We start from the raw sequence: 16,650 nt of genomic DNA, 5'->3' as shown, positions 1-16,650 counted from the left end.
TCTGTAAATATGAAAAGTTTTAACCTTCTTCCTCGGTGTGATATGATTATTTCATACGAAAATTTGGAGGTAAGCAGGATGTATTTTGTAGATCGAGGCCAAATTGAAAGAACGCTCTTATATATGGAAGGATTAATGCAAGAATTGACAAGCCAAGAATTCAATTCTCAAGTGGAGAAATTTGGATTCGAAAGAATGATACATATGACAATTGAGTCCATGTTGGATGTTGGAAACTTAATGATCGATGGATTTATCATGCGAGACCCAGGAAGTTTTGACGATATAATCGATATTCTTGTGGATGAACGTGTAATACCAGATGATCAGTCGGATAACTTTAAAGAGATTATTGCATTGAGAAAAATATTAGTGAAAGAATATCTTAGCATAAATCATCAAGTATTAATGGATACGATACGTAAAAATCAAGCGACACTGGAGGAATTTAGTTCTCATATCAGAGTTTATCTTGATAACGAAATGGGAGTCGCTAATACGTTCTCCAATTAAATAAAGGAAGAAGGGCGCCAATTCTAGACGACCCTCTTCCTTTATTTTGTTACATTTCTATTTCACACTGCACAAATTATCTGATCGTTACTAATAAAACCCCGCAATGCTTACTAACCATTTTTTATTCGACTTCGTAAATCCCTCGTGTTCCTTTTTTTCTCATTAATAACCACTTGTTAAGCATAAATTTCGCAGGAGGCATTCAACTATACTTAGGAATCTTATACGGACATTCGATAGTAGCGATGGCCAGTTTATAAGCGGACATTTTTTCCTTTATTTGTACTAAAATTCACGTTTTGGTACTTTTGCGGACATTTGATCCGCTATTTCATCAGTTTGTTGAAGTTTTCTTATGATTTACATGTAATAAAGGAATAAATGTCCGTGAAAAGTTCTCATCAGTAAAAATAAATAAATAGCGGAAAATATGTCCGGTTCATCTCGAGTGTGGGATGGACGTACATCATAAGTTAAGACCTTTAAAAATACTGCTTTCTAGGTAAACAATAAGAACCTCTCAATCAAATGAGAGGTTCTTGTTCTATCCATTAGAGAATATAAGCACCAAATAAAACAGTCATCATAATCATATGCATAAATACGAAGTAAAATAATGTAACAGGTATGCTCCAGTCTTTGATGCGTGAGCTAATTCGTGAAATGAGGAAAGCTACTATTCCAAGGCCAAGGAAATATACATAGCCACTTCCAGTAAATGTTAGATAGCCTGGTGCTTGTGCATATATCGTATCAATAAAAAACCAATCTTTAAATATAACGAAAGACAAGAAGTAAGATCCTATCCCGATATAGTAAATCCATTGTGGATCTTTATCCATTAACCTTTTGTTGAATATAAGTAATGTAATAATTGGTCCAACGATCCATGTTAAGGAGAGTAAAAATCCTAAGGAACTTGCAGTAAGTGCTCCTAAGGTTTTGCCGATCGCATTAATATAGTCGTCTTTACTTGCTCCTTTTGCTTGATCAATAATAGCTTCGTCACTAGAGCTAACGAGTATTTCATGTGACTCGCCACTCCTGTCTACCCAAGCAATCGTATTTTCCTCCAACCATTGTGGCTTTATTGAATAGTTAGGTGTATTACTTCTGCGATGTACTTCAATACCCTCGTTTGTAAAAAATGCTTCATATATATTAAAGACAGTTGATTCCTTATAACGAGTGTTTGATTGGCCCTTAGCAACAAAAAGAGCTCGAACTTGTTCATCAAAGAAGCTAAGTTTAATATCATCTATCGATTGAAGTTGATCGTTCGTAATTGGATCATAGAAAGTTATTTGGTCCATTACTTCAGTATCAGAGTTATAAAAATGAGTTGTAATAAGCGGTGGCTCACCTTTACCACGATTTACTGTTGTATTAAAAAGAAAAGCAAAGCTATCTTGATCAGCTGCAAGAGTAACATGGCTTATCTTTGAGCCATAGGGAACAGAAATAATCTGATTGTACAGTTGTTCTGTTCCAGAATCAGTAACCTTCATTAGGTTTAAAGCTAAATTCTCTTCTTCGTCATTTTTGTAATAGGTCAAGATTATGGGACCATCCGTTGTTTCTATCGGTATAATCCGATCAAATTCACGATCCAATTGTATTAATGAAGTAGATTCCCTTGTGACAGGGTCCATTTTGAATAGGCTTTTGTCTTTTAGATACAAAACGCTATTTGGAAGTGGATAGAACTTATTTGCCGCAGTAATTACTTCACCGCTTGTACCATCAATGATGTTGTCGTAATCAAAGTAGATTAGATTATCATTATTTGTATAGGCATCGACCCACTTTGTGACCTCAATATCAGGGAAGGTAAATTGCTCCAACTTCTCAAAATTCTCATCATAGATTTGATTGTTAATTGCATTATTTTCATACTGGGTTATTGCTATTTCTCCTTCAGAACTAGTTCGAACAAATGGATATTTTGTTAAAGTTGTTTCTCCAATTGGAAGTGCTCTACTCCAATTCTCTTCAGGTACCTCTGTTACTTCTTCTAAATTCTGAAAGAATAAGATGCTTACGACGATTGCTACTAATATGGTTGGTAATAACCAAGGGAGTTGTTTTCTTAGAATCATTTCCTATACCTTCTCTTTTTGAAAATTTTTAATCTTACATATATAGGAAATCTTAACACTGTTTTTAAAAATTGGGAAGTCAAAAAGCCAGACTATTTACCTTTTCAATAAGAAGAATCTAATATAGGGGAATTTCCCCTAGAAGATGAGGAGGTTCCCCGATTACGAAAACGAGACTTACTCCCTATAATTTAATTATATGATTAAAGAGCGCATCAAGCTTAGTGAGGGAGAGAAAAACATGGAAGAAAACAACGTAAATGTAATGAAAGACATGTCGCCAAAACAGTCACACGCTATTAACAACGCATTCGCTTCTAAGTTTGCAAAGTCAATGTTTCTTACAATAACAGGTATTGTGATCCTTTCTTTTATTGGAACAAGAATGTTTACACACGTAGATTTAAATTTATATGGATACATGGTAGGTACAATTGTATTCCTAGGAGGATTCTTCTACAGGTTTATTGCTTGGGGAGAAAGACCACCAACAAAGATAATTATCAAAAAGGGCTTCAAATTAATATTTAGAAAAAGTACACCGAAGACAGCTACAAACCATTTAGCAACGTACAAGTTTATCTGGAATAGGGGAATTTACCGATGGACACAGCACATCCTTATCGGATGGGGATGCGTTTTAGCATGTTTAGTTACATTTCCGCTTGTTTTTGGTTGGATGTATTTTACGATGCCAGAAGGTGGTTATTATACGATTGTATTGATGGGAATGGACTTTATCACTGTTCCTGCCGATGGTGTCATTGCCTTTATGTCCTATAATGCACTTAATCTTAGTGCTCTCATGGTTATTGCTGGTGTTTGTATGGCGATGTATCGTCGCTTAAAAAATATGCAAGCAAGAGCGGAACAGAACTTCATCTATGATTTTATGCCTCTATACTTGTTGTTATTTATAAGCATTACAGGATTAGCTTTAACGTTTAGTAATGTATTTTTAGCTGGTGCAGGTCATTATGTGATGTCTCTCATTCACCAATATTCAGTAATTATTACGCTTATTTATTTGCCTTTTGGAAAGTTAGCCCACATCCCTTTCCGTCCACTAAGTGTATTCGCACGAAACTATCGTGAACACTATGGCGAGAAAGAAATGAAGGATTGTAAGGTTTGTGGAGAAGGCTTTGTATCAACAGAACAGTCTAATGATGTTATTCAAGTATTAGAAACAAACAACCTAGCGTTCAATATGGAAGATGGTTTTAATCTAGCAGAACTATGTCTGCCTTGCAGAAGAAAATATCGCATTTCTAGATTTTCAGGTTTCGCTACACATGAAGTACCAGTCAAGGAGGCAAATCAGAATGCAAAGGGATAAGTTTTTTCGTGAAATAGAAAATGTAACACATCCGAATGAAACATTAGTAAAAACGCACTGCAGTTATTGTGGTATGCAGTGTGGGATGAATTTACGAGTAAATACGACAACGAACAAAATTATTGGAGTAGAGCCAAGATATGATTGGCCAGTAACCGTTGGAAAGATGTGTCCGAAAGGCGTGACAGCATACCAACAAACAAATCACGATGATCGAATCCTAAAACCTTTAATTCGTGATGATGCATCCTTAAAAGGAACAAAAGAAGGTTTTCGTGAAGCGAGCTGGGAAGAAGCCTACGCTTTAATCACGAAAAAGTTCACCGAGCTTCAAGACAATTATGGAAAAGACAGTTTATCAGTATTTAGTGGCGTATCCATGACAAATGAAAAATGTTATCTAACTGGTAAATTTGCACGTGTAGCATTAGGTACAAGGTACATTGATTATAACGGTCGTTTTTGTATGGCAAGTGCTGCAGGTGGCTTCTTAAGAACATTTGGAGTCGATCGTGGTTCGACATTACCTTGGACAGATATTCATGAAACAGATTGCTTATTTATAGCAGGTAGTAACACAGCGGAGTGTCATCCTACTTCTATGTTCCGTGTTTGGGCAGTTCAAGAGCGTGGTGGTTACTTAATCGTTGCTGACCCTCGTGAAACACCAGTGGCGAGAAGAGCAGATGTTCACTTGGATTTAAAACCAGGTACAGATTTAGCACTTGCAAATGGAATCCTACATTTATTAATTAAAAATGGTTATACAGATGAAGCATTTATAAATAAACACACAAATGGATTTGATGAAACAAAAGAATTAGTAAAAGATTTCACACCAGAACACACAAGTTTTATCACAGGTGTTTCTGTTGAAAAAATAGAACGTGCTGCTGAAATTTACGGCAAAGCACCGAATGCGATTGTTATGTTTGCTCGAGGTGTAGAACAACAACATAAAGGTGTAGACAATGTGTCTGCATACTGCAACATGGCACTCGTAACAGGGAAAATTGGTCGACCAAAAGCGGGTGTCGCAACGTTTACTGGACAAGGAAATGGTCAAGGTGGTCGTGAGCACGGTCAAAAATCTGACCTACTACCAGGCTATCGTAAAATTACTGATCCAAAAGCAGTTGAACACGTTAGTGGTGTATGGGGGATTAACCCAGAAGACATGCCGGAGCCGGGTGTATCTGCTTATGAAATGTTTGAGCTAATGCAAAATAAAACGATTCGCGGCTTATATTTATTATGCTCGAACCCTGCTGTTTCTGCACCAAACCTAAATGTAGTAAGAGAGGCTATGAAAGGTTTAGACTTTATGGTTTGTGCCGATTTCTTCTTATCAGAGTCAGCTGAATTTGCCGATGTTATTCTACCATCTGTAACGTGGTCAGAAGACGAAGGTACTGTTACGAATCTTGAGGGTAGAATTATCAAAATCAACAAAGCACAAGAGCCGATTGGAGAATCCAAACCAGATTGGCAAATCCAAATTGAGTTAGCCGAGCGTTTAGGAAAAGGGAAGCATTTCTCTCATTTGAAGACAGCCAAAGATGTAGCGGATGAATTCCGACTTGCAACAAAAGGTGGAAATGCTGATTATTACGGAGCAACATGGGATAAAATCGACGAGCAAGATGGTGTGTTCTGGCCTTGTAAAGACAAGGATGACAAAGGAACACCTCATATGTTTACTGATGATGATAACAAATTCTATCATCCAGATGGAAAAGCAAAAATATGTGCACTTCCATACCGTCCACCAGCGGAAGAACCATGTGAAAACTATCCACTTCGTTTAACAACAGGGCGAGTAGTCTATCACTATTTATCTGGAAACCAAACGAGAAGAATTCAATTCTTAAAGGATATGTGTCCTGACCCTTATGTCGAAGTCCATCCAGAAACGGCAGAGAAATACGGAATTAAGCATGAAGAGTTTGTGCTTCTATATACAAGACGTGGGAAGAGTAATTACAAAGTGAAAATTACTGAAGCAATTCGAAAAGATACTGTGTTTGTACCGTATCATTTTGGCGGTGATGAATCTATAAACCTATTAACGATTGCAGCCTTAGATCCGATGTCAAGAATGCCAGAATTCAAGGTATGTGCTGCTCAGATAGAGAAACTTGAATCAGGGAAGGTGCTCTAAATGACTTTTATAATGCCAGAAGTAAAGGAAGAACAAACAAAAACAAGAAGAAAACTATATATGGAGCTAGAAAACTGTATTGGCTGCAGATCATGTTTGTCAGCGTGTACGCAATGTGGAGGACATGAAGAAAAAAATCGAAACTATGTGTACGATGTAAACCCGTTAGTTAACAGACAAACAATGCCACTAATGTGTCTACACTGTGTGGATCCTGCTTGTGCTAGAAGCTGTCCAGCACAAGCAATCCAAATTCATGAAACGGGTGCTGTTCTTTCCGCACTTGTAGAGAAATGTATCGGATGTCAAAACTGTACCATCGCTTGTCCATACGGTATCCCTAAGTTTGATGAAGAAGAAAACCTTATGTATAAATGTGATTTGTGTATTGATCGAACAAAAGATGATATCCCACCAATGTGTGCGAGTGTTTGTCCGTCCAATACACTTCAATGGTTAACGGAAGAAGAAATTGCAGAAAAGAAACAAAAACATGAACTAGACAACGACAAATGGGTAACAAGCTTACCTCATCTTGAAGGTGAAACACACGTAACAGTTAATCTACCAGGTATATTACAAGGAACCACGAAGCTCTTTTAAGGAGGGTTACTATGACGGATCAAAAAAGAAAGATTCCTGTTGAAGAAGACAATTATACACACAATATAAATAGAAATAACGAAAGGTCACTTGATCGACGTGGCTTTATGAAAACCCTAGTAGGAGCTGCTGGCGTATTTGCAGTTGCTTCTCTTCCATGGGGAACACTGGCTGCAAAAGAACTAATGGGGTTATCGGATAAAGAATATCCACACAAAAAGATTGTTGATGTAAAAGACATCGCGGTTGGAGATTCTGTAGAATTCTATTTTCCAAGTGAACATGATAGTGCTGTTCTAATTCGACTAGAACAAAACAAATATGTGGCTTATCAAAATGCATGTACACACTTAAGATGTCCAGTATATTGGGTGAAAGAGAAACATACGATGGTTTGCCCATGTCACAAAGGAAAGTTTGATGTGAACACAGGTGCCCCGACTGCAGGACCACCAAGGCGTCCATTACCAGGAATAGTAGTTGAAGTGAAAGATGAGGCAGTATATGCGGTAAGGGTGAAGCGTTATGAAGCGTAGTTTTGTCGGTGTCATTTTACTGTGTGCGATCTTGCTAATGAATATTGTATTTTTACAATTATTAGTACACCAATACTACTTCGAGAATTATGTAGCAGTTCTAACTTATATGGGTATTATGTTTTTACTATTTCCATTAGCGCTATGGATCTATAAAAAAGAGAAGTATAAAGGGGATCATTCTCATGAAAAAGAGTGAGACATACTTAGATTTTTGCTTTATACAAGAAGTTACAGGAGACTTAGTAACGAAAGTGCAGGCGATGTTTGAGGAGCTATTTAAGTATGAACGCCTTCATTGGTACCTCGATGCGAAGGAAGAGTCAGGAGCTGAAATAGTAGTAGCAGAGGTAAAAGGCATGAGTCGTTTTGAATCCGAGCAAGAAGTGATTGACTATCTGGAAGAGAATGCAGATGAACTGTTTTGGAAGACACTACAAGGGTATCAATTCCAAGTACTTCCAGTATGAAAAGGGTGTTGAAAATGATTGAATTACAAGATTTAGATACATTTAAAAATGCTGCTGTTAAGGTTTGTATTCACGGGAAACAGGGAGAAGACCAAGCACCATGGCAAGATAAGAAGGTGTATAAAGTAGAATTGTGTCCAGATCAAACACATGTCAGAATTTACTTTGATGATCATTATTTTTTCGCGGTACCTTTACATGCTTCGGTAGAACAAAACGAAAATGAATGGATAGCGTATGACCAGGATGCTAAATTGTACTACGCCATAAATATTTTATAAAACTGAACGAGCGGGATAAAAGCAAGGAGGCTTGGCGACATGGAGCTTAAAGATGTAAAAGGCAGTACCTATATCATTGAATCTCAAGAAGAGGAGATTAAGCGAATTGCGCTTGAGCTCCATGAAGGTATTAGTCAGAACCTCTATAGTTTATATACTGGGTTAGAGTTTCTCCGTACAGGTGTTGAACAAGATCATCTCAAAGACTATACAAAAGAGATGTCCGATCTTGTAAGTCGCACGTTACAAGAAGTACGTTTACTTTCCGTGGAACTCTATCCATCAACATTAAAAACGTTAGGGCTATATGCAGCATTAAAAAGTTATATTAAATTGTTTACCTCTACTTTTGGTATTATTATTAATATAAGCACTGTAGGCAATGAAATGGAGTTAACGGAACAGAAGAGTATGGCCATATTTCGATCATGTCAAGAGGCGCTAATTAATATAGCAAAATATGCAGATACTTCTGAAGCAACCGTGCACTTTACATGGGAAGAAAAAAGGTTGAAAATAGATATATCGGATCATGGGGTTGGATTCGATCTTCAAGAAATTATCAGGTTAAATAAGTGTAAGGGAATTGCCGCAATGAAACAGAGAATGTCCATTGCAGGTGGTGAACTATGTCTATTTTCTGGTGAAGGAGAAGGAACTACCGTTTCCTTTATATTAACGATCCAGAAATAAGAGGGGGTTAACAATGATTAAAATCCTACTAGTGGATGATCATGCTGTTGTTCGGATGGGGTTGAAAGTTTTATTAAATGCAGTTGAGAATATGGAGGTCGTCGGTGAAGCTTCTGAGGGAAATGAAGGTATCAAATTGGCTAATGAATTGAAGCCGGATGTTGTATTGATGGACCTTAGTATGCCGCATGGCAAAGATGGTTTAACCGCAACGACAGAATTAAAAAAACAACTTCCAAATATATCAATACTAATACTCACCATGCATGATGACGAGGAATACTTGTTTAGAGCAATCCAAGCTGGGGCTTCAGGGTGTGTATTAAAAAGTGCTCCACATCATGAGCTTATTGAAGCGATAAAGTCTGTTTGCAATGGAAATGCATATCTTCATCCCGCTGCTACGAAAAGGTTAATGGAGCAGTATTTAGAATCAGTAAGGCAAGAGGGTTCTGATCATTACCAGTTGTTGTCAGATCGAGAAGTAGAAGTATTGACATTAATTGCAAAAGGCTATTCTAATAAAGAAATTGCAGAGCAACTAATCATTAGTGTGAAAACAGTCGAAACGCATAAAAGTAATCTAATGGAAAAGCTTCAAATGAGAACGAGGCCAGAACTGGTAGCCTTTGCCTTGAAGAAAGGTTTAATTGGATATGGAATATAAAGAAGAACAAGTACAGGAATTAGAACAACAATTTTTGCTAGTATGTGATCAATTAAGGCAACAGCTTTCTTGTGATTTTACCGGAGTGGCTTTGCAGAAAATCCAAGGTGTGGATATTACCTGGCCATTTGTTAGTGGTAATCGAAATCAGAAATACAAGTACATTACCGTTCGATATGGCAAAGGAATTGCTGGCAGAGTTATCGCGAGTGGCAGTCCAATGGAAATAGTGCAATTTCCTGATAATATTATTGGTAAGTCAACAGAATATCCAATTATGCTTGCTGAAAAAATGATTACTGCGTATGCCATGCCTTTATTATGGCAGGGTTCTCCAAAAGGTGCACTCTTAATCGGCTATCGAAGCAAACATCGTTTAGAAGAAAACGACTACGTTAATTTAAAAGAACTTGGTAAAAAAGTGGAAAAATTACTTCCTTTATATTTTGCGGAAAACTAGGGGGGATCGCCTGACAATGAGAAAGACAGATGAAATACAAGTACAAGGTGAAGCTCCTGGTGATGCAACGATTGTTATCAATCATTTAGGGAAAATTCACTCGATTAACCAAAAAGCCTCACAAGTCTTTTCCATCAGAGAAGAGGAGTACACAGGTAATGACTTACAACAACTTCTACCTGACCTTGACTTAACACAGGTCAAAGAAGGAACCATAATCCAACATTACTTAATAAACAGAGAAGGGAAACGATTCCCTTTATTTTTGCGTATAAACAAATTTAGGATTAATAACGAAGCCTATTGGATCCTTGTTATGCATAGAGGAAACGATTTTTCTGTTTCTGGCATGGAGCCTCAGAGAGTACTCACCGAACTGTTAGATATTAAATATGCGCTTGATCAATCAACGATAGTGGCGATAACCGATCAAAGAGGAAAGATTAAATATGTAAATGAAAAGTTCTGTGAAATCTCACAATATAGTGAAGAAGAATTGATTGGCCAAGATCATCGTATCATCAATTCAGGTTATCACTCTAAATCATTTATAAAAAACTTGTGGCGCACGATTGCAAATGGGAAGGTTTGGAAAGGCGAAGTTAAGAATAAGGCAAAAGACGGTTCCTATTATTGGGTTGATACAACGATTGTTCCATTCTTAACTGCAGATGGAAAACCACATCAGTATTTAGCTATCCGTAAAGAAATAACCGAGCATAAACGTGTCGTTAATGAATTGAAAAAATCAGTGGAAGAATTAGTCGATATTAAATTTGCTTTGGATGAATCTTCTATTGTAGCAATAACGGATCGTCGCGGTAGAATTACGTATGTGAATGATCAGTTTGTTCGTGTATCAAAATATTCACGGGAAGAACTTATTGGGAACACACACAACATCATTAATTCTGGGTTTCATCCTCGTTCCTTTTTTAAAGACTTATGGAGAACAATTGGAACAGGTAAGGTGTGGAAAGGTGAAATTAAGAACCAGGCGAAAGATGGTAACTACTATTGGGTAGATACAACGATTGTTCCATTTCTTGATGAGGACGGTAAACCTTATCAATACTTATCGATTCGTTTTGATATAACCAAACGAAAAAAAGTAGAAGAAGAACTCCAAAAAACAATGACAAGAATCATTGATGTTGAGGAAGATGAGAGAAAACGCTTATCAAGAGAGATCCACGATGGTATTGGACAAAACCTGTATAGCCATCTGATTACAATAAACCGGTTGAGTGTAGAAGTGGACCACCCATTAGTTAATCAAATGCTTGATGAAGCTACAAATTTAATTCAAGAAGTGAGAGACTTTTCATGGGAATTACGTCCTTCTGTACTTGATGATTTAGGACTAGTCCCTGCGATCCGCTCTTTTCTAAATCGATTTTCGGAAAGTTATCAGATTGACGTTTTATTTAACTGCTACTTAAATCAAAGGCCTTCTAGTGATGTAGAAATAACCATCTATCGTATTATTCAAGAAGCACTTACGAATATTCGGAAATATGCCGAAGTAGAACATGCCACTGTTACACTAAGAGAAGATGGAAACACCATTCGAGTTGTGATTGAAGACGAAGGAAAAGGTTTCGTTAGAGATCAGTTGAATGCAGGTGTCGGTTTAATTAGTATGGAGGAACGTGCAAAATCAGTGAATGGTGATTTTGATATCAGTTCTGAACCAGGGAAAGGTACAATAGTTGTATTGGAGATCACAACATAACTACCTAACATATACATTAGCGTTGTAATTAGTTAAAGCGTCGCTACATCCTCGTAGCGACGTTTTAACTAATTAAACAATTTTGGTCATCAATATTATTTGAAAAAATAAAGTAGGAGCGATCATTCCATGACAAATACTCCAATTCAAGATAAGTTTGGTAGGGAATTACACGACCTTCGTATCTCAGTAACCGACCGTTGTAATTTCAGGTGTACATACTGTATGCCTAGAGATGTATTCGGTAAAGATTTTGCGTTTATGCCCAAAGAACATTTATTAACATTTGAAGAGATCGAACGGGTAGCGAAGGTGTTTGTAAAATTAGGAGTTAAAAAAATCCGTTTAACTGGTGGCGAGCCTTTATTACGTAAAGATATCGATTTATTAATCCAAAAGCTTGTTGCCATTGAGCCTTTAGAAGATATTGGATTAACAACAAATGGCGCCTTATTGGAAAAGAAAGCTGAAAGTTTAAAGAAAGCTGGTCTACAGCGAGTGAATGTTAGTTTGGATGCTTTAGAGGATGATTTATTTAAATCGATAAATGATAGTGGTGTAGGGACAGAGCGTATTCTTTCAGGTATAAAAAAAGCACAAGAGGTTGGTTTAGAGGTCAAAGTGAACATGGTTGTCAAAAAAGGGTTAAATGATAGTCAAGTTGTTCCAATGGCAAAATACTTCAAAGAACAAGGGATTACACTTCGTTTTATTGAATTTATGGATGTAGGCCAACATAATGGTTGGGATTTCACAAAGGTAGTAACCAAAAAGGAACTATACCAACAATTAGTAGAACACTTTGAATTAGAACCTGTTGACCCTGCCTATGTGGGAGAAGTAGCTAAACGTTATCGATATGCCGGCACTAACGCAGAAGTAGGGTTTATTACTTCCGTTTCCGAGTCATTTTGTTCTACATGCACACGTGCAAGAATTGCAGCAGATGGGAAGTTTTATACGTGTTTATTTGCTTCTGATGGATTAGACTTAAAGCAGGTGCTTCGCTCAAACGTAAGTGATGAAACATTAAAGGAAGCAATTGTGCCCACGTGGAAAAAGCGAGGAGATCGCTATTCCGACGAACGAACAGAAGAAACAGCTAGATCAAGAAAGAAGATTGAGATGTCGTATATCGGCGGCTAGGCTCTTGCTTTGCGAGTAGAGTAATTTATCTATTAAAATAGTATTCAAAGCATTTCAGTAGATAATCGTATTGGATAGTTCATATAAACTCCGCAGTAACTGTCGCACCCGCTACACAAGTGAAATTGGCTCCCTTTCCGAGGAGGAATCACGAAAAATCCCAGAACCCGGATTTTTCTAAGTTCAGATTCCTCTTGCGGGCACGGCCTCAGCTAACTCAGTCGCAAAGAGCGCTCCTGAGTGGATCTTCGGCTCGCGCTGTTCCCGTAGGAGTGTCGCCAATTTAACTCGTTACGCTAGTATCTGCGTCTCTCGCAGTGTTATTTATAAGCATTTTATAACAACTATGTAAATTAAATAAATACACATTAGAATACATTCTTACATAATTTGGTGATTAGAAAGGAGAAGCGTATGGTTGAGAAAAGAAGACCGATCAAAGTAAATGAAGCAATAAAAAAAGTGATGGCTTACGCAAAAACAGGCCAAATCGAAGAGATTCCAATTGAACAAGCCTACGGACGTTTTTTAGGCGAAGAACTAGTTGCGGACCATGATGTCCCGATGTTTGATCGTTCGCCATACGATGGCTTTGCTGTTCGAGCAGAGGATACGAAAGAAGCTAATAGAAATAACCCAGTGACACTTGAAGTGATTGGCGAAATTGGTGCGGGTAGCGTGTTTGAAGGCCCTGTCGGTAAGAAACAAGCGGTTAGAATTATGACAGGTGCACAAATGCCGGATGATTGTGATGCGGTTGTGATGTTAGAACTGGCCAATGAATTCGAACAGGGTGGAAAACCGTATTTCGATTTAAAGAAACAGATGAAGTCTGGTGAGAACATTTCGTTCCAAGGGGAAGATACAAAAAAAGGTACTGTACTTGCATCAAAGGGCACTTATATTAATCCTGGTATTGTTGCACTATTAGCTACGTTTGGTTATAAGTATGTTCCTGTCAGTAAGAAACCAACAATAGGCATTATTGCTACTGGAAGCGAACTCTTGCAAGTCGATGAACCGCTTCAACCTGGGAAAATACGAAATAGTAATGCCTATATGGTCCATGCACAAATTGAACGTGCTGGAGGACATCCCATTTATTTCGGGCAATTTAGTGATGAATTAGAAGTGTGTTATGAACAAGTGAAAAATACGTTAGAAAAAGTAGATTTTCTCATAACAACTGGCGGGGTTTCTGTTGGTGACTATGACTATTTGCCAGAGATTTATAAGATGCTAGGCGCAAATGTGCTTTTTAATAAAATTGCGATGCGCCCTGGGAGTGTAACAACGATCGCAGAAATAAATGGAAAGCTACTATTTGGTCTATCTGGCAATCCATCCGCGTGTTATGTAGGAATGGAGTTGTTTGTTAGACCAATTATTCGGACGCACCTCCAATCAAGTAGACCTTATGTAAACAAAACGGTTGCAATACTCGGTGCTGATTTTCCGAAGCCTAATCCATTTGATCGATTTGTTCGAGGACATCTTCGTTATGAGAATGGACAACTTATTGCTACACCTTCTGGATTAGATAAATCCAATGTTGTGACTTCCTTAGCTCATGCAAATGTATTGATTCAATTACCAGGAGGAACACGAGCATACGAAAAAGGTATGGGTGTCGATGTACTATTATTAGAGGACCAGGAAGGAACTACTTCCTGATTTCTATATGAAATAAATACAAGATGGAGAGGAGCATCACAATGACACAGGAATTTTTTCAAATAAGTGATGAACCAATTCAAGTAGATGAAATTGTTAAAAAAGTGGAGAGCAGAGATGCAGGAGCTATTACTACTTTCATTGGTACGGTTAGAGAATGGACAAAAGGAAAACGGACGCTTTATTTAGAGTATCAAGCTTACAAACCTATGGCCATTAAAATGCTAACAACGATTGGAAAAGAGATACAAACTAAATGGCCGAACACAGAAGTAGCGATTACACATCGTGTCGGGCGTTTGGATATTTCGGATATAGCTGTTGTAATTGCAGTTTCCTCCCCACATCGAAAAGCGGCGTATGAGGCAAATGAATATGCGATCGAACGAATCAAACAAATCGTCCCAATTTGGAAAAAAGAACACTGGGAAAACGGAGAAACTTGGCTTGGTGATCAATTAGAAAATGTTCCTTATCCAGAAGGAAAACCTCATATAAAGGAATGATATAGAGTGATAACAGTACTTTTATTTGCACAATTACAAGAAGATGCTGGTACGGATCAACTAGAATTAAATATAGATGAAATAAACGTACGTGAATTAAAAGAAAGATTGCAATCCGATTATAATCTTTCAAAGCTCGATCAAGTAATGGTCGCTGTTAATGAAGAATACGCGTTAGATGATGATGTAATTAAAAAAGGTGATACAGTGGCCATTATACCTCCAGTAAGTGGAGGATAATATGCAAAAAAGGATGCACGTTCTAAATACGGTGCATCCTTTTGCATATGGTTGACGGTAGTTCGGAAAAAATAATTTTAGTTTTTGTGATTTAGTTCACTTTTAAAATTGTATAATTATTTATAATATAGAAAGAACAGGTGTACATATGATTCCAATCCAAATAGTAGGATACAAAAATAGTGGAAAGACTACATTTTCCTGTCAATTAATAGCGGCATTAAAAGAACGAAAGATACAGGTAGCCTCGTTAAAACATCATGGACACGGAGGTGTTCCACTAGGGTTTGAAAATACAGATAGCGAAAAACATCTTGCAGCTGGAGCGGTCGTATCGGGTGTCGAGGGAGCGGGTGTTTTACAACTTTCTCTTTCACAATCAATATGGGATATTGAAAAAATATTAACGTTTTATCAACTGATGGAAGTAGAACTTGTTGTAATAGAAGGCTTTAAGCAACAACATTTTGGAAAAGTAGTATTAATTCGAGAGGAAGAGGATCTAGATTTACTTAAACAACTTTCTAATGTTGTAGCAGTTGTTAGTATGGTAGCCATTGAACAGTCAGAGCAATACCAAGTTTTTGAAACATCAGATGCGGCAATCAATTGGATCATGCATAACCTTCATTTATTTGCAAAACATGAGGAATAAAAAAACGAGACAAGATGCCTCGTTTCTTAGTCAATGTTACAGATTTCAATTGGGCAATTTTCACAACCAATCTCTCTTCTTAAATATTGGAGGTCGTGGATTGTAATTCTTCCTTTATCATCTATGGAAACAATCCCTAATTTCCTAAGCTCACTTAACATACGATTGACACTCTCGCGTGTTGCAACACAAAACTTTGCAAGCTCACTGTTTGTTAATACGATATCAATTAAGATCCCATTTGGTTGCATGATGCCGTAACTATTTGACAAACGAATTAATGTAGAATATAGTGCTCCTTTTTTGCCATTAAGAAGCAAGTCTCTCATCTTGGATTGTAGTTTTCTCATATGATTACTCGTCCATTTCATAAATTCGAAGGTGAGAGAAGGATTGTACATCAATTCTTGCTCTAATCGATCTTTACTGATAACCAATACTTCACCAGCTTCTATGATCTTAGAACTGAGCATATATTTTGGATCATCACAAAACAAAGTAAGTTCTCCAACAATATCGTCTGCTTTACAAATCCGTAATGTTAACTCTTTTCCCTCAGCAGTAAGTTTACCAATTTGAACAATACCAGATTGGATAAGGTATATTTCATGTGCTTCTGTTCCTTCGCGGAAAAGATATCTATTTTTATGCATTTTTTTTGTTACGCCTATTGATTTTAATAAATCTCTTAATTCGTTGGAAATTAAATCCGATTTTTTATTTCTTTGTTTTTGAAGTAAAGCTGATCCCATGTCATCACCTCTTCGCATTATTTCACTTATAAGTATAAATAGTATCTATACTTATCTTATCATTTCTAAGCGTTCATACATGGGGGGAAGGTTACAATATTATGACTTTTGTGCACG

At 37.2% G+C, this 16,650-nt stretch carries 19 protein-coding genes; 17 read left to right on the top strand and 2 right to left on the bottom strand.

What is annotated here, in order from left to right; genetic code table 11:
* Positions 1 to 78 precede the first annotated feature (78 nt).
* A complete protein-coding gene (locus NYQ66_RS09025; protein WP_259868990.1) occupies positions 79 to 513 on the top strand; it encodes a DUF86 domain-containing protein in 435 nt (144 codons plus the stop codon).
* Between the two features lie 554 nt (positions 514 to 1,067).
* Here the strand turns inward: NYQ66_RS09025 and NYQ66_RS09020 are convergent.
* Positions 1,068 to 2,615: a hypothetical protein gene (locus NYQ66_RS09020; RefSeq protein WP_259868987.1), complete on the bottom strand. Its 1,548-nt coding sequence runs from the start codon at positions 2,613 to 2,615 to the stop codon at positions 1,068 to 1,070.
* Between the two features lie 241 nt (positions 2,616 to 2,856).
* On the opposite strand from NYQ66_RS09020, the gene NYQ66_RS09015 reads away from it, so the two are divergent.
* The 16 genes from NYQ66_RS09015 (at position 2,857) to mobB (ending at position 15,781) form a co-directional block, all read left to right on the top strand.
* Positions 2,857 to 3,954 (top strand): hypothetical protein, encoded by a 1,098-nt coding sequence (locus NYQ66_RS09015; RefSeq protein WP_259868985.1) that lies wholly within the window; start codon positions 2,857 to 2,859, stop codon positions 3,952 to 3,954.
* Positions 3,941 to 6,115 (top strand): molybdopterin oxidoreductase family protein, encoded by a 2,175-nt coding sequence (locus NYQ66_RS09010; RefSeq protein WP_259868983.1) that lies wholly within the window; start codon positions 3,941 to 3,943, stop codon positions 6,113 to 6,115. Before NYQ66_RS09015 ends, NYQ66_RS09010 begins: the two co-directional genes overlap by 14 nt.
* Complete coding sequence (locus NYQ66_RS09005) at positions 6,116 to 6,718, top strand: 4Fe-4S dicluster domain-containing protein (RefSeq protein WP_259868981.1); 603 nt, start codon at positions 6,116 to 6,118, stop codon at positions 6,716 to 6,718. It begins immediately after the preceding gene.
* A gap of 11 nt (positions 6,719 to 6,729) precedes the next feature.
* Positions 6,730 to 7,254, top strand: a complete 525-nt coding sequence (locus NYQ66_RS09000; protein WP_259868979.1) for a Rieske (2Fe-2S) protein — start codon at positions 6,730 to 6,732, stop codon at positions 7,252 to 7,254.
* Positions 7,244 to 7,453: a hypothetical protein gene (locus NYQ66_RS08995; RefSeq protein ID WP_259868978.1), complete on the top strand. Its 210-nt coding sequence runs from the start codon at positions 7,244 to 7,246 to the stop codon at positions 7,451 to 7,453. The genes NYQ66_RS09000 and NYQ66_RS08995 overlap by 11 nt, the downstream gene beginning before the upstream one ends.
* The gene (locus NYQ66_RS08990; RefSeq protein WP_259868977.1) at positions 7,440 to 7,724 is read left to right on the top strand and encodes a hypothetical protein; all 285 of its coding nucleotides are present in this window, start codon (positions 7,440 to 7,442) and stop codon (positions 7,722 to 7,724) included. The genes NYQ66_RS08995 and NYQ66_RS08990 overlap by 14 nt, the downstream gene beginning before the upstream one ends.
* Before the next feature lie 14 nt (positions 7,725 to 7,738).
* A complete protein-coding gene (locus NYQ66_RS08985) occupies positions 7,739 to 8,005 on the top strand; it encodes a hypothetical protein (RefSeq protein ID WP_259868976.1) in 267 nt (88 codons plus the stop codon).
* A gap of 39 nt (positions 8,006 to 8,044) precedes the next feature.
* Positions 8,045 to 8,698, top strand: a complete 654-nt coding sequence (locus NYQ66_RS08980; RefSeq protein ID WP_259868974.1) for a sensor histidine kinase — start codon at positions 8,045 to 8,047, stop codon at positions 8,696 to 8,698.
* Positions 8,699 to 8,711: 13 nt separating this feature from the next.
* The gene (locus NYQ66_RS08975) at positions 8,712 to 9,365 is read left to right on the top strand and encodes a response regulator (protein WP_259868973.1); all 654 of its coding nucleotides are present in this window, start codon (positions 8,712 to 8,714) and stop codon (positions 9,363 to 9,365) included.
* Positions 9,355 to 9,825: a GAF domain-containing protein gene (locus tag NYQ66_RS08970; RefSeq protein ID WP_259868971.1), complete on the top strand. Its 471-nt coding sequence runs from the start codon at positions 9,355 to 9,357 to the stop codon at positions 9,823 to 9,825. The genes NYQ66_RS08975 and NYQ66_RS08970 overlap by 11 nt, the downstream gene beginning before the upstream one ends.
* A 16-nt stretch (positions 9,826 to 9,841) precedes the next feature.
* Positions 9,842 to 11,560 carry a PAS domain-containing sensor histidine kinase gene (locus NYQ66_RS08965; RefSeq protein ID WP_259868969.1) on the top strand — a complete coding sequence of 573 codons (1,719 nt, stop codon included), beginning with the start codon at positions 9,842 to 9,844 and terminating at the stop codon, positions 11,558 to 11,560.
* A gap of 129 nt (positions 11,561 to 11,689) precedes the next feature.
* On the top strand, positions 11,690 to 12,706 hold the full coding sequence (moaA, locus tag NYQ66_RS08960) for a GTP 3',8-cyclase MoaA (RefSeq protein ID WP_259868967.1): 1,017 nt from the start codon (positions 11,690 to 11,692) through the stop codon (positions 12,704 to 12,706).
* Between the two features lie 414 nt (positions 12,707 to 13,120).
* Positions 13,121 to 14,380 (top strand): molybdopterin molybdotransferase MoeA, encoded by a 1,260-nt coding sequence (locus tag NYQ66_RS08955; RefSeq protein ID WP_259868965.1) that lies wholly within the window; start codon positions 13,121 to 13,123, stop codon positions 14,378 to 14,380.
* 41 nt (positions 14,381 to 14,421) lie between these two features.
* A complete protein-coding gene (locus tag NYQ66_RS08950; protein ID WP_259868963.1) occupies positions 14,422 to 14,886 on the top strand; it encodes a molybdenum cofactor biosynthesis protein MoaE in 465 nt (154 codons plus the stop codon).
* A 6-nt stretch (positions 14,887 to 14,892) separates the two neighbouring features.
* Positions 14,893 to 15,126, top strand: a complete 234-nt coding sequence (gene moaD / locus NYQ66_RS08945) for a molybdopterin converting factor subunit 1 (RefSeq protein WP_259868961.1) — start codon at positions 14,893 to 14,895, stop codon at positions 15,124 to 15,126.
* Positions 15,127 to 15,274: 148 nt separating this feature from the next.
* Positions 15,275 to 15,781 (top strand): molybdopterin-guanine dinucleotide biosynthesis protein B, encoded by a 507-nt coding sequence (gene mobB, locus NYQ66_RS08940; RefSeq protein ID WP_259868959.1) that lies wholly within the window; start codon positions 15,275 to 15,277, stop codon positions 15,779 to 15,781.
* Positions 15,782 to 15,807: 26 nt separating this feature from the next.
* Here mobB and NYQ66_RS08935 read toward each other — a convergent pair whose 3' ends face one another.
* Positions 15,808 to 16,533 (bottom strand): Crp/Fnr family transcriptional regulator, encoded by a 726-nt coding sequence (locus NYQ66_RS08935; protein WP_259868958.1) that lies wholly within the window; start codon positions 16,531 to 16,533, stop codon positions 15,808 to 15,810.
* Positions 16,534 to 16,650 lie beyond the last annotated feature (117 nt).

This window comes from Aquibacillus koreensis, from assembly GCF_025154055.1.
Lineage (GTDB): Bacteria > Bacillota > Bacilli > Bacillales > Amphibacillaceae > Aquibacillus_C > Aquibacillus_C koreensis.
The sequence above is the reverse complement of the archived record's forward strand: the minus strand, read 5'-3'. Positions and strand labels throughout refer to the sequence as shown.